We start from the raw sequence: 12,742 nt of genomic DNA on the forward strand, positions 1-12,742 counted from the left end.
GTTGCAGTTTCATGGTTTGGGCCCTCAGCCAAACGGCCAGGGCAAGCCCCGGCCATGTAGATCCGGCCCGGACGAATTACATTGCACCAATCGCAGCTTTCAGCGCACCAACGAAGGGGTTGGCGAACAGGAACCACATGGCGAAGGCCAGAATGATGAACGGGAATGATTCCATCAGGCCCGCGAAGATGAACATGTTGGTCATCAATTGAGGACGCATTTCAGGCTGACGTGCGATGCCTTCCAGAGTTTTGGAGCAGATCAAGCCCCAGCCAATTGCAGAACCCAAACCGGCCGCAGCCAGAATCACACCAACGCCTACTGCTGTGTAGGCATAAATTGTCGCGAGCATATCAGGGGTCATTTACATTCTCCTCAGTCGAACAGTTAAAAAACGAAACAGAAAACAGAAATTAGTGCGAATCCGCGTCAATGTGTGCCATGCCCAGATACACGATGGTCAACACCATGAAGATAAAGGCTTGCAACGATATCACGAGGATGTGGAAGATCAACCAAGCCAGATCAAGCACCACTTGCAACGGGAACCAGATCAGCAGGCTGGCGCTTACGGTCGCGCCCAGTGTCAGCAGGGCAATCAGCATGAACACCAACTCACCGGCAAACATGTTGCCAAAGAGTCGCAGACCCAGACTGATTGGCTTGGCCAGTTCTTCGATCAGTGTCATGACAATGTTGACAGGGATGAAGAACTTGCCGAAAGGGTGGAACAGGAACATCTTGATGTAGCCGCCAAACCCTTTCACTTTCAGGTTGTAGTAAACCGTAAGCATGAACACTACAAGCGCCATGGCCAGGGGCGTGTTCAGATCCGTGGTGGGAACGACTTTGAGGTAGTTCACGCCCAGACCGTGCGCAATGGCGGGAATAAGATCGATCGGGATCAAGTCCATGAAGTTCATGAGCCAGACCCAGATCAGGATAGTCAGCGCCAGTGGAGCGATCAGCGCAGGTGCCTTACCGCCAAATGAATCCTTGACCTGATTGTCTACGAACTCCAGAACGCCTTCGACCGCATTCTGAAAGCGACCGGGCGTTTCTGTACGCAGGTTTTGCCCAATTTTCATGGCGACAAAGAGAATCAGACCACCCAACAGGAAACTGAAGATCAGGGTATCGATATTCAGTTGCCAGAACCCTTGACCCACCGATAAGTTGGTTAAGTGATGCTGGATATACTCAACCGAGCCGCCGCCGGTATTTTCTGTAGCCACACGAGTCTCCTCAATCCAAGTTTAAATCTATTTTTAGTGTCAATCCGTCTTGCTCATGGGGCGGCCGGAATCGCGTCCGCGAGAGGCCAACACACCCACAATCATCACGCCGACAAAGCCCGCTACCGTATACAGGGCTGATAACTTCAACCCGCCCAGCGCGATGCCGAATAATACGAGAACCAGAACGAATCGAACCACCGCACCGACATACATCACATTCATGCTGGTCTGCGGTGATTCAACCGCCAGTTCACTTGCCTTGCGCATGGTATACCCCAGCACAAGCATCAGGGTGATGGCGATTACTGCACCGCCAACGACCCCCGAAAAAGCCCCCGGCCCGGCATACCAGAAGGCCAAACTGGCTGATATTGCGGCCACAAGGAATTGGGCGATCAGTACCGTTCGACCACGTCGGGCAATGCCGTCAGACATCACGGTCATGTGCGCCTGCCTGCATGAGCCGATGCGCGTTGCGCATACCGCCAATAAAACCCAGAAGGCCGCCCAGCAACATGGCTATGGGCGCCATGTCGAGCCAGCGATCAACAAGAAACCCGAGCAGCAGGCCTGCGATAACGGTTGAGGCAAATACATTGCCTGCGCCAACATTCATCAGGCCACGCAGCCGAATGGCAAAATAACCTTCCTGCTTCGTGCTTTCGGGCTTAGCCCCTTGTTTTTGATCGGCCATGACGCTTCTCTGTTTCCGACGGCCAAAATTTGGTGGCTAGTGTACCGGCATATTCAAGCGTCAACAACTGTTGGCAAGGCTACCTGAATACAGGTTGTTGAATTCACCCTGCCCTCAACCCTGCTCTTGCAACAGTCGATCAAGGATGCGACTCAATTGGCCCGGTTGGTCGAATCGAAGCTTAAGCCGACCACCGCCGCGCGTATTCAGCACCAGATCGACCTGGACACCCAAAGCATCCGAAATCTGGCGAAGCAATAATGCTGTATCCGGGTCAGCGGGCTGTGGCGCGGTTGGACTCAAAGCCGACTCATTCAACTTGCGCACCATGCCTTCGACCTGTCGAACCGTCAGCGCCTTGGCTACGATCTTTTCCGCCAGCAACGGCTGTTGCGCCATCGGCAAGCCAGCCAACGCCCGCGCATGACCAGCATCCAGTTGCTTGTTCTGCAGGAGTTGCCGTACCGGTTCGGCCAGATCGAGCAAACGCAGGGCATTGGACACGACCGGGCGCGAAATACCGAGAATATCGGCGACCCGCTGGTGCGTCATCTCAAATTCCTTGATCAGTCGCCGCATGGCTTCGGCCTGTTCGATGGGATCGAGATCTTCGCGTTGAAGATTTTCTATCAGGGCGAGTGCGGCCGCCTGATGATCATCGATATCCCGAACAATGGCAGGGATTTGCTGCAATCCGGCCAATTGCGCGGCACGCCATCGTCGTTCACCGGCGATCAGTTCATATTCGCCGGAACGACGACGCAGTACCACCGGCTGAATGAGCCCTTGCGCCCGGATTGAATCGGCGAGACTGCGCAACGCATCCTCATCGAAATGCGTGCGCGGCTGAAACGGACTGGGGTGTATCAACTCCAGGGCCACGTCGCGCAGTTGCGCGCCGGGATCGTCCTTCGCCTCACTCGAACGCAGCAAAGCGTCCAGCCCCCTGCCCAATCCTTTCTTTTTGACTGTCATCTGATGCTATCCATTCTCGAATCCGTTGATATTGAGACTAGTGCCCGGCTCGCTGTTCGGCCCGTGCGACCAATTCATGCGCGAGATCAGTGTACGCCTGGGCGCCTGCCGAGCCGCGGTCATAATACAAGGCGGGCAGGCCATGGCTGGGCGCTTCCGCCAAGCGCACATTGCGCGGAATAAGTGTGCGGAACAACTGGTCGCCAAAATGAGCCTGCAACTGTTCGGAAACCTGCTGCGCCAACAGATTGCGCGCGTCATACAGTGTACGGAGCACACCTGCCACGCCCAGAGCAGGCTGCAAGGCCATTCGCACCTGTTCGATCGTTTCCAGCAGCGAACTCAGCCCCTCTAGCGCAAAGTATTCGCACTGAACCGGAATGAGCACATCGTCGGATGCCACAAGGGCGTTGATGGTCAGGGTGTTGAGGGCGGGTGGGCAGTCGATCAGCACGAAATCGTAGTTTGTCAGCAAGGGCGCTAATGCACGCCGGAGTTTCATTTCGCGCCCGATCCGGCTGACAAGCTGGAATTCCGCACCCGCCAGCTCGATATTGGCTGGCAACAAATCAAATCCCGCGGGCTCGCTTCTGATAATGACGTCGGAGATGGATGCCTCATCCAGCAAAACATCGGCCATGGTATGAGCAAGAACGGATTTATCCTGCCCTGCGCTGACGGTGGCATTGCCTTGCGGGTCCAGGTCGATCATGAGCACGCGCTGCCCGATGGATTGCAGGGCGGCCGCCAGATTGACCGCGGTGGTGGTCTTGCCCACGCCGCCTTTCTGATTGGTGATGGCGAGCGTCCAGCTCATAATTGCGCCTCTCGTTGATAGATCAGTAAATGACGCGCCGCATCCAGCGAGGGAACAGACAGCGGGATGGTTTCCCGACAGATAAAACCATCCGCAACGGCTTGCTGCTCGCGCTCATCAAGACGCCCTTTCATCGCAAGCCACTCGCCGCCGGGACGCACGAGATGACAGGTCAGGCGCAAAAAATCTGCCGTGGATGCGAACGCACGCGATATGGCTTGATCGAACGATGAAGCGGGTACTTCCTCGACCCGTGAACGCAGCACGGTTACATTTTCGATTGCCAGCTCACGCACGGCCGCTTCAGCGAATCGGGTCATTTTCAAGTTTGAGTCAATAAGCGTTACGGCCAAGGATTCATCGGCCAGCGCCAGCAGGATACCCGGAATACCGGGGCCGCTACCAACATCGACCAAATGTCCTGCCGACCTTATCCACGGGCGCACGGCCAATGCATCCAGTACATGACGCACACGCATGTCTTCAAGGTTACGCACGGCTGTCAGGTTGTAGGTTCGATTCCACTTGGCCAGCAAATGGATATAAGCCGAGATACGCTGCGCACTGCGAAGGGCTATATCTTGCCCCATCGCCTGTACGCCCTGCTCGATGTGCTCGGCATAGCGCATGACCCTATCGTTCATGACCATATCGTTATTGGGCGACAATGCAATCAAGCCGATGCCGCCAGCAGGCTTCGACGCTTGAGATGAACCTGCAACAAAGAGATGGCCGCCGGCGTGACGCCGGGAATGCGTCCGGCCTGACCCAAAGTGCTCGGCCGATGTGTTTCAAGCTTGCTGCGCACTTCATTGGAAAGACCGTAAATCTGGCTGTAATCGAGATCGTCCGGCAAAACCTGCGTTTCCTGCTTCACCGAACGGCTCACCTCGTCCTTCTGTCGGTCAACGTATCCTGCGTATTTTGCTTCGATTTCGATCTGCTCGGTCACCGCAGCGGGCAACGGCGACTCGGGCGCCAAACTCGGCACCTGGGCCAACTGCTGGTAATCCATTTCCGGACGACGTAATAAATCGAGCGCATTGACGCCACGACTGATGACACCGGGCAAGCGGGATACATCGGGGTGGTCGGGATGCACCCAGAGCGCACCAAGACGCGCCTGCTCGCGTGCGATGGCTTCCATTTTTTCGTTGAACGCCCGCCAGCGCGCTTCATCCACCAGACCCAGCGCATGGCCGATCGGCGTCAGACGTTGATCGGCATTGTCCTCGCGCAGCATCAGGCGATATTCGGCCCGACTGGTGAACATACGGTAGGGCTCGAGCGTACCTTGCGTGATCAGATCGTCGATCATGACCCCGGCATAGGCTTCGTCACGTCGTAATGTCAACGGTTCGCGTCCCAGCACGCGTGCCGCCGCGTTGGCACCAGCCATCAAACCCTGGGCACCGGCTTCTTCGTAACCGGTCGTACCATTGATTTGTCCGGCAAAGAACAGCCCTTCGATCGCGCGGGTTTCCAGCGTGGGTTTCAGGCCGCGGGGGTCGAAAAAGTCATATTCGATGGCATAGCCGGGTCGGGTAATGACCGCGCGCTCGAAGCCACGAATCGAACGAACGTAATCCAGTTGAATATCAAACGGCAGGCTGGTTGAAATCCCGTTCGGATAGATTTCGTTCGTGGTCAGGCCTTCCGGCTCGACGAACACCTGATGAGAATCCTTATCGGCAAAACGGTGGATTTTATCCTCGATAGATGGGCAGTAACGCGGCCCCACCCCTTCGATCACTCCCGTGAACATGGGCGATCGGTCCAGACCGCCGCGGATAATTTCGTGCGTCCGCTCGTTGGTATGAGTAATGTAACAATTGACCTGCTGCGGATGATCCTTGACCGACCCCATGAACGAGAATACCGGCTCCGGCGTATCGCCGGGCTGGACCTGCATGACGGACAAATCAATCGAACGAATGTCGATGCGTGGCGGCGTACCCGTCTTGAGCCGACCCACACCCAGAGACAGCTCGCGCAGGCGATCGGCCAGCCGCTGCGCAGGTGGATCACCGGCACGACCGCCCTGGTAATTGTTCATGCCGATATGAATCTGTCCGGCCAGGAAGGTGCCCGCCGTCAGCACGACCGTCTTGCCGGTGAATTCGATACCGGCCTGAGTTCGAATACCCGTGACCCGCTCGCCGTCCAACAGCAGGTCATCGACTGCCTGCTGGAACAGCATGAGATTCGGTTGGTTTTCAAGCATCTGCCGGATGGCTGCCTTGTAGAGGATGCGGTCAGCCTGCGCACGGGTGGCACGCACGGCGGGGCCTTTGCGGGCATTGAGGGTGCGGAACTGAATCCCGCCTCGATCGGCCGCCAATGCCATCGCGCCGCCCAAGGCGTCGATTTCCCGCACCAGATGGCCCTTGCCAATGCCCCCGATAGCCGGATTGCAGCTCATTTGACCGAGCGTTTCGATGTTGTGACTGATCAGCAGCGTTTTCGCGCCCATGCGGGCAGCCGCCAGCGCCGCCTCCGTACCGGCATGGCCGCCGCCAACAACAATCACATCAAAGACTTCAGGGTATCGCACGATGCTCTCCGGAAAAACGAGCAGTAAAAAACATTGCTTACCGACTAACCAGTCGGCGTGGGCGGATTTTACGCGCAAGCGGGGCCAAAATCGAGAAAAACCCCATAATTCAAAAAAATAATTGTGGAAAAACAGTCTGATAGAGACCACCAGCACAGTCTCACCATCACCAAGTTTTATGCGCTCCACTGTTGAGCAGATCATCTCGGCAAGCCCCGAGGCCAGCGAACTACTTCTGCCGAGTGCTTTAACGAAGGTTCACTTTCGTGCAGAATGATCGGTCGGTCGGCGCGTCGCCTACCGACTCCAGCGTGGCTGGTAACAGCCCGAATGCACTACCTCGCCGAACCAGCGGGTTTACGCAGAATTCTCACGAATAGTTAATCATAATCAATCACTTGAAACGCACAGGTAAGAATGAACACACTGACCGAATCTCGAATTTTTTCTACGCTTGTCGCCCTCGGCGCGGCTTTAATCACGGCCCTGGCCATCACCCAAATCCAATCCGCCCAACTCATTGAATCCAATCTGCTGCGTTTTATCGCAACCGCCGCCATTATCTTCATCGTTATTCTTTTGAGCGGCCTGCTGCCGCGTAAATCTGTTTCAGTCACCGAAAAACGTGCCGAATCTGAACCCGCTCGCGAAGTCGGGCACGTCAAATGGTTCAACACCGACAAAGGCTTCGGTTTTATCGTACGCGAAAATGGCGAAGATCTGTTCGTCCACTTCCGCGCGGTCGGCGACGGCTCTACACTGCAACTCGTCGAAGGCCAGAAGGTCGAATACCACATCGGCCAAGGTCGCAAAGGGCCCCAGGCAGAGCAGGTCGTTATCCTGGATTAATTCGCTTCAAATGGCGGCACAACAGGCGGGAAGATGCGCTCGAATCATTTCGCACAGCAAATCCACCGCCGAGCCTCGTGCAAAACGAGCTCGGCTGGCCACGGCCACATCACGGTAAGGAACGGGCTTGGCAAACTCGAGATAGCGGATCAAATCACCTGCATTTCCACTTTGCGAGATATTGGATGAACACGGCAGGACGGTAATACCCGCACCGGATGCAACCATCATGCGCATGGTCTCCAGTGAGCCGCCCTCCAGCGTTTTCTGCAAGCGCCCCGTATTGGCAGGTTGCGAGCACTCAGGGCACATGCTCAATACCTGATCCCGAAAACAGTGCCCCTGGCCTAACAACAGCAAATCTTGCGCGGCCAGGGCTTCTGCCGAAACCACCTTCACCGAAGCCAAAGGATGATCACTGGGCACCGCAACGGTGAACGGCTCACGATACACCGGGCGGACATCCAGCTTCGATGCCAGAAAAGGCAACGACAACACCACGGCATCCAGCGCGCCCTGTTGTAATTGATAGACAAGATCATGAGTAAACCCTTCGACGATCTCGATCGGCATGCGCGGTGCGCGTTTATGCAATGCCGGAATCAACGAAGGCAACAGATAAGGCCCGATGGTGTAAATCAGCCCGATCCTCAAGGTGCCGACCAATGGATCCTTGGCGGCATCGGCAATCGCCTGAAGCTGCTCAACCTCCTGAAGTATCCGCGTGGCCTGCTCGATAATGGCTTCGCCGCGGGGCGTGATGCGCAATTCCGTGCGACTCGCCCGCTCGAAAATCTGCACATCCAAAGCCTCCTCAATACGTTTGACCCCGACACTCAAGGTGGGCTGACTCACAAAACAAGCCGCGGCGGCTCGTCCAAAATGGCGTTCACGCGCCACGGCCACCACGTATCTCAGTTCAGTTAAGGTCATGCGCGTTATCTCAAAAGTGGAAAAATGACGGAAACATTGAAAGAAATCGCAGTTAAAACTTGCAAAGCGACCTCAGCCCATGAACAATTATCGGCCATGGCGCATCCATGATCTATATTCGTGGGCATTCATTGACACCAAGGAGTATCACCGTGAGCGACAAAATCGCCTATGTTAACGACAGCAATTTTGACCAAGAAGTCCTGAAAAGTGACCTGCCGGTACTGGTAGATTACTGGGCGGAATGGTGCGGCCCCTGCCGAATGATCGCACCTATTCTCGATGAGATCGCCGATCAATACGATGGCAAAGTCAAGGTTGCCAAACTCAATATCGATGAAAATCCGGAAACACCTCGTCAACATGCCATTCGGGGCATCCCGACACTGATGCTGTTCAAAAACGGCAAAGTGGAAGGCACTAAAGTTGGCGCCGTTTCCAAATCGCAACTCACCGCGTTCATTGATGGCGCTCTGTAAGCACTCGTGATTCGAAGTGGTTTCGGCCCCGCCGGTTGGCATCGGGTCGAAACTGTGCAACAATCGATCAGTTATTTTCTGTTGCGATCAATTTCGCGTTTCTTCGGCGTATCCGCCAATTAAAACTCTTCCCCCCACTCAAGCTTTCCCAAGCTCACATTCATAGCTGAATCAATCTAAACCGATGAATCTCACCGAACTCAAAGCAAAGCCCGTTGCCGATCTTCTGGCCATGGCAGAATCTATGGGCATTGAAAACATTGCCCGCACCCGCAAACACGACGTGATCTTTGCGTTGCTCAAAGCCCACGCCAAATCGGGTGAATCCATCTTCGGCGACGGGGTACTTGAAATTCTGCCGGATGGCTTCGGATTCCTGCGTGGGGCAGACAGCTCTTATCTTGCGGGGCCTGCGGATGTTTACGTATCCCCCTCGCAAATCCGCCGATTCAACCTGCAAACCGGTGACACCATCGCCGGCACGGTTCGATCTCCGAAGGACGGCGAGCGCTATTTCGCGCTGTTGAAGATCGACACCATCAATTTCGAAGCACCCAACATGGCCAAGGGCAAGGTGCTGTTCGAAAACCTGACGCCACTGCATGCCAACCAGCGGATGCGAATGGAGCGCGGCAATGGCTCGACCGAAGATTTGACGGCGCGAATCATTGATATTGTCTCGCCCGTCGGCAAAGGCCAGCGTGGCTTGATTGTGGCGCCACCGAAAGCCGGTAAAACGATGTTGCTACAAAACATCGCCCAAAGCATCAGCGCCAATCATCCCGAGTGTGATCTGATCGTATTGCTGATTGACGAGCGCCCGGAAGAAGTCACCGAAATGCAGCGCACCGTGCGCGGCGAAGTCGTGGCTTCCACCTTCGATGAACCCGCCACGCGCCATGTGCAAGTCGCCGAAATGGTTATTGAAAAGGCCAAACGGCTGGTCGAGCATAAGCGGGATGTGATTATTTTGCTCGACTCCATCACCCGTCTGGCGCGTGCCTACAACACCGTTGTGCCGTCATCGGGCAAGGTGCTCACCGGCGGTGTGGATGCCAATGCCCTGCATCGCCCCAAACGCTTTTTCGGTGCGGCCCGAAATATCGAAGAAGGCGGCTCACTCACCATTCTGGCCACGGCGCTGATCGATACCGGCTCGAAGATGGATGAAGTCATCTACGAAGAATTCAAAGGCACCGGCAACATGGAGTTGCACCTCGATCGCCGCATAGCCGAGAAGCGCGTGTACCCCGCCATCAACATCAACCGTTCGGGCACGCGCCGCGAAGAGTTGCTGACCGATGCGGAAGAACTCCAAAAGATGTGGATTCTGCGCAAGTTCCTGCACCCGATGAGCGAACTCGAATCGATGGAGTTCCTGCTGGACAAGCTCCTGAAAACGAAGACCAACAACGAGTTCTACGACTCCATGCGGCGCGGGTAATCCGCTCACCTCGCATGAAAAAGCCCCGCCAGATTTGGTGGGGCTTTTTTTCACCTGTTTCAATGCCAGAGAATATTGCACCAAGGTAATACCGCTCGGGAGTGGCTCCAGATGCTGGGTGATATAAGCCTCAATCCCGACATGATCAGCATCACAAGCGGTGCCTGCAATGAACCGCTCGCCCAGTGGCGTGACGCACTTAACTTGATTAGGAATCCGCGTGGGCTCAGCCCACCGCTTTCTCTCGAGCCGCGGCACGCCAGCCGATGTCGTCTCGATAGAACCCACCGTCAAAATCAATCGTCTTGACACCCGCATAGGCAGCGGCTTGGGCATCACGCACTGTGTCGCCTAGAGCGGTCACACACAGCACGCGGCCCCCTGCCGTGACTATATTTGCCCCATCGCTGCGCGTACCAGCCTGGAACACCTTTACGTTGTTCGGTATGGCGTCCAAACCACGGATGACATCGCCGGTTCGCACGTCAGCGGGGTAACCATGCGCCGCAATGACCACGCCAATCGCCGTTTGCTGGTTCCACTGACACTGCACTTCATCCAGCGAACCTGCGATACCCGCTTGGAGCAGATCGACCAGATCACTGTCGAGCCGCATCATGATGGGCTGAGTTTCGGGATCACCGAAGCGACAGTTGAACTCCAGCACACTGGGCCGTCCCTCGTCATCGATCATCAGGCCGGCATACAGGAATCCGGTGTACGGAATGCCATCAAGAGCCATGCCCTTGACTGTCGGCTCGATGATGGTTTCCATCACTATATCGGCGATTTGTGGGGTGACGACCGGCGTCGGTGAGTAGGCCCCCATGCCACCGGTATTCGGGCCGGTGTCGCCACTATCGCGCGCCTTGTGATCCTGGCTGGTCGCCATCGGCAGGATATTCCCGCCATCGACCATCACGATGAAGCTCGCCTCCTCGCCGCTCAGAAAAGACTCGACCACGACCCGTGCGCCTGCTTCGCCAAATTGCCCGCCCAGCATATCGTTGATGGCCGCCTCGGCTTCCGCCACGCTCTGGGCGACGATCACGCCTTTACCGGCCGCCAGGCCATCGGCCTTGACCACAATCGGCGCACCATGTTCACGCACATAGTCAATGGCCGGTGCTGCTTCGGTAAACACGCGATACATTGCGGTGGGAATGCGATGACGCGCCAGAAAATCTTTGCTGAATGCCTTTGATCCTTCGAGCTGTGCTGCTTGTTTCGACGGCCCGAAAATCGGCAGACCGGCATCACGGAAGCTATCGACAATGCCCAGCACCAAGGGCGCTTCCGGCCCAACCACGGTCAGATCGATTTGTTCGCGACCGGCAAACGCAAGCAGCTCGGCAATATTGGTTGCCGCAATCGAGACATTTTCACACTTAGACTCGGTCGCTGTTCCGGGATTCCCGGGGGCGACAAATACCTTGGACACACGCGGTGACTGCGCCAATTTCCACGCCAAAGCATGTTCCCGACCGCCACCACCAATGACTAAAACTTTCATATGTGCCTCGATCTCCAATCTCAAACGCAATAATTGAACGACATTTTGCCACAGGCACAGGATAATCTTGCCCCATGATCGACATTGTTTTATTTGAACCGGAAATCCCGCCGAACACCGGCAACATCATCCGTCTGTGTGCCAACACGGGCGTGCGGCTGCATTTGGTCGAGCCATTGGGTTTTTCTATGGAAACCAAAGCGCTGCGGCGGGCGGGGCTTGATTATCACGAATTTGCCGAAGTTACGGTGCATTCAGATTGGGCCGCTCTTCGCTCGGTACTGGATGGCCGTCGTCTTTTTGCCATGACCACCAAAGGCAGCACTTCGTTTTATGCCGCTCGGTTTGAAGCGGGCGATGTGCTGGTTTTCGGGCCGGAAACCCGCGGCCTGCCGCCGCATATTCTGGCTGAATTCGATGCCGATAGCCGCTTGCGATTACCCATGAAACCCGACTCCCGCAGCTTGAATTTATCGAACACTGTCGCCATTGCCGTTTATGAAGTCTGGCGGCAACTCGATTTTGCCGGGGCGACGGAAACCGACCGGCCATGACTGCAAATTCCCTGGAGCTTAATCCTGTCGCGACGATTCAAAGTCCGTTCAAGAGCCGTTTCGGCATACCCCGGCAATCGGGATTGGTGCCCGATGCTATCGGCTGGATCGAGCCGCACGCACCCTGGCATCGCGCCGAGGCGTGGGCAGGCATTGAGCAATACACGCATCTTTGGCTGATCTGGCAGGTTCATGATCGTCCCCACCAGCCAGTATCCAGTGTGCGGCCGCCGCGATTGGGGGGCAATGCCCGACTCGGTGTCTTCGCCACGCGCTCGCCTGCACGGCCCAATCCCCTGGGGCTTTCCTTGGTGCGTTTGCTCGCGATGGAGCATCAGGCAGGCCAGGTGCGGATTCGTGTCGGCGGGTTGGATTTGCTTGACGGTACGCCGATCATCGATATCAAGCCGCATATCGCATTCACCGATTGCCCGCCCAATTCACACAGCGGATTTGCTCAGAATGAACCCGAGCGGTTGCGGGTGGATTGGTCCATGCTGCCGCATGACGAGGCACTCAGGCTTAACGATCACCAACGCTTGGTGATCACGCAAACCCTGTCGCTTGATCCACGACCGGCGTTCCATGACGATCCCGAGCGGGTTTATGGCTGCCCGTTATTTGAATTTGATGTGCAGTTTCGAGTTGAGAATGGCACGCTCTTCGTTCTGGGATTAAATCCTTTTCCTTGA

Annotated in this window: 15 protein-coding genes; 5 read left to right on the forward strand and 10 right to left on the reverse strand. The window is 56.1% G+C overall.

Annotated features, from left to right (window positions below; translation table 11 throughout):
• Positions 1 to 76 precede the first annotated feature (76 nt).
• From atpE to mnmG, 8 genes are all read right to left on the reverse strand, one after another.
• Positions 77 to 364 carry a F0F1 ATP synthase subunit C gene (gene atpE / locus HNEAP_RS11610; protein ID WP_012825171.1) on the reverse strand — a complete coding sequence of 96 codons (288 nt, stop codon included), beginning with the start codon at positions 362 to 364 and terminating at the stop codon, positions 77 to 79.
• A 49-nt stretch (positions 365 to 413) separates the two neighbouring features.
• Positions 414 to 1,235, reverse strand: coding sequence for a F0F1 ATP synthase subunit A (atpB, locus tag HNEAP_RS11615; protein WP_012825172.1), 822 nt, complete (start codon positions 1,233 to 1,235; stop codon positions 414 to 416).
• 39 nt (positions 1,236 to 1,274) lie between these two features.
• Entirely contained in the window at positions 1,275 to 1,682 is a 408-nt protein-coding gene (locus HNEAP_RS11620) for an ATP synthase subunit I (RefSeq protein ID WP_012825173.1), read from the reverse strand.
• Positions 1,666 to 1,932 carry an AtpZ/AtpI family protein gene (locus HNEAP_RS11625; RefSeq protein ID WP_012825174.1) on the reverse strand — a complete coding sequence of 89 codons (267 nt, stop codon included), beginning with the start codon at positions 1,930 to 1,932 and terminating at the stop codon, positions 1,666 to 1,668. Before HNEAP_RS11625 ends, HNEAP_RS11620 begins: the two co-directional genes overlap by 17 nt.
• 114 nt (positions 1,933 to 2,046) lie before the next feature.
• Complete coding sequence (locus HNEAP_RS11630) at positions 2,047 to 2,907, reverse strand: ParB/RepB/Spo0J family partition protein (RefSeq protein WP_012825175.1); 861 nt, start codon at positions 2,905 to 2,907, stop codon at positions 2,047 to 2,049.
• Positions 2,908 to 2,944: 37 nt separating this feature from the next.
• Positions 2,945 to 3,724: a ParA family protein gene (locus HNEAP_RS11635; RefSeq protein ID WP_012825176.1), complete on the reverse strand. Its 780-nt coding sequence runs from the start codon at positions 3,722 to 3,724 to the stop codon at positions 2,945 to 2,947.
• Positions 3,721 to 4,401 (reverse strand): 16S rRNA (guanine(527)-N(7))-methyltransferase RsmG, encoded by a 681-nt coding sequence (rsmG, locus tag HNEAP_RS11640; protein ID WP_081441168.1) that lies wholly within the window; start codon positions 4,399 to 4,401, stop codon positions 3,721 to 3,723. The genes HNEAP_RS11635 and rsmG overlap by 4 nt, the downstream gene beginning before the upstream one ends.
• Entirely contained in the window at positions 4,398 to 6,278 is a 1,881-nt protein-coding gene (gene mnmG, locus HNEAP_RS11645) for a tRNA uridine-5-carboxymethylaminomethyl(34) synthesis enzyme MnmG (protein WP_012825178.1), read from the reverse strand. The genes rsmG and mnmG overlap by 4 nt, the downstream gene beginning before the upstream one ends.
• Before the next feature lie 591 nt (positions 6,279 to 6,869).
• Here mnmG and HNEAP_RS13065 point away from each other — a divergent pair.
• Positions 6,870 to 7,127, forward strand: a complete 258-nt coding sequence (locus tag HNEAP_RS13065; RefSeq protein WP_272866939.1) for a cold-shock protein — start codon at positions 6,870 to 6,872, stop codon at positions 7,125 to 7,127.
• A 6-nt stretch (positions 7,128 to 7,133) separates the two neighbouring features.
• On the opposite strand, the gene HNEAP_RS11655 is transcribed toward HNEAP_RS13065, so the two are convergent.
• A complete protein-coding gene (locus HNEAP_RS11655) occupies positions 7,134 to 8,060 on the reverse strand; it encodes a LysR substrate-binding domain-containing protein (protein WP_012825180.1) in 927 nt (308 codons plus the stop codon).
• A gap of 152 nt (positions 8,061 to 8,212) precedes the next feature.
• On the opposite strand from HNEAP_RS11655, the gene trxA reads away from it, so the two are divergent.
• Positions 8,213 to 8,539, forward strand: a complete 327-nt coding sequence (gene trxA / locus HNEAP_RS11660) for a thioredoxin TrxA (RefSeq protein ID WP_012825181.1) — start codon at positions 8,213 to 8,215, stop codon at positions 8,537 to 8,539.
• A gap of 184 nt (positions 8,540 to 8,723) precedes the next feature.
• Positions 8,724 to 9,983, forward strand: a complete 1,260-nt coding sequence (gene rho, locus HNEAP_RS11665; RefSeq protein WP_012825182.1) for a transcription termination factor Rho — start codon at positions 8,724 to 8,726, stop codon at positions 9,981 to 9,983.
• Between the two features lie 226 nt (positions 9,984 to 10,209).
• Here the strand turns inward: rho and purD are convergent, their stop codons facing one another.
• Positions 10,210 to 11,496, reverse strand: coding sequence for a phosphoribosylamine--glycine ligase (gene purD / locus HNEAP_RS11670; RefSeq protein WP_012825183.1), 1,287 nt, complete (start codon positions 11,494 to 11,496; stop codon positions 10,210 to 10,212).
• 74 nt (positions 11,497 to 11,570) lie between these two features.
• Between purD and trmL the strand changes: the two genes are divergently transcribed.
• Both trmL and tsaA read left to right on the forward strand, forming a co-directional pair.
• Positions 11,571 to 12,050, forward strand: coding sequence for a tRNA (uridine(34)/cytosine(34)/5-carboxymethylaminomethyluridine(34)-2'-O)-methyltransferase TrmL (trmL, locus tag HNEAP_RS11675; RefSeq protein WP_012825184.1), 480 nt, complete (start codon positions 11,571 to 11,573; stop codon positions 12,048 to 12,050).
• Positions 12,047 to 12,742, forward strand: coding sequence for a tRNA (N6-threonylcarbamoyladenosine(37)-N6)-methyltransferase TrmO (tsaA, locus tag HNEAP_RS11680; protein WP_012825185.1), 696 nt, complete (start codon positions 12,047 to 12,049; stop codon positions 12,740 to 12,742). The genes trmL and tsaA overlap by 4 nt, the downstream gene beginning before the upstream one ends.

This window comes from Halothiobacillus neapolitanus c2 (assembly GCF_000024765.1).
GTDB classification, from domain to species: domain Bacteria; phylum Pseudomonadota; class Gammaproteobacteria; order Halothiobacillales; family Halothiobacillaceae; genus Halothiobacillus; species Halothiobacillus neapolitanus.

Excerpts from the sequence above, each read along its gene's own strand:
- HNEAP_RS11625 (WP_012825174.1), bottom strand. The coding sequence starts at position 1,932 with ATGGCCGATCAAAAACAAGGGGCTAAGCCCGAAAGCACGAAGCAGGAA.
- HNEAP_RS11630 (WP_012825175.1), bottom strand. The coding sequence starts at position 2,907 with ATGACAGTCAAAAAGAAAGGATTGGGCAGGGGGCTGGACGCTTTGCTG.
- purD (WP_012825183.1), bottom strand. The coding sequence starts at position 11,496 with ATGAAAGTTTTAGTCATTGGTGGTGGCGGTCGGGAACATGCTTTGGCG.
- HNEAP_RS11635 (WP_012825176.1), bottom strand. The coding sequence starts at position 3,724 with ATGAGCTGGACGCTCGCCATCACCAATCAGAAAGGCGGCGTGGGCAAG.
- HNEAP_RS11655 (WP_012825180.1), bottom strand. The coding sequence starts at position 8,060 with ATGACCTTAACTGAACTGAGATACGTGGTGGCCGTGGCGCGTGAACGC.
- rho (WP_012825182.1), top strand. The coding sequence starts at position 8,724 with ATGAATCTCACCGAACTCAAAGCAAAGCCCGTTGCCGATCTTCTGGCC.
- trmL (WP_012825184.1), top strand. The coding sequence starts at position 11,571 with ATGATCGACATTGTTTTATTTGAACCGGAAATCCCGCCGAACACCGGC.
- tsaA (WP_012825185.1), top strand. The coding sequence starts at position 12,047 with ATGACTGCAAATTCCCTGGAGCTTAATCCTGTCGCGACGATTCAAAGT.
- HNEAP_RS11620 (WP_012825173.1), bottom strand. The coding sequence starts at position 1,682 with ATGACCGTGATGTCTGACGGCATTGCCCGACGTGGTCGAACGGTACTG.
- atpE (WP_012825171.1), bottom strand. The coding sequence starts at position 364 with ATGACCCCTGATATGCTCGCGACAATTTATGCCTACACAGCAGTAGGC.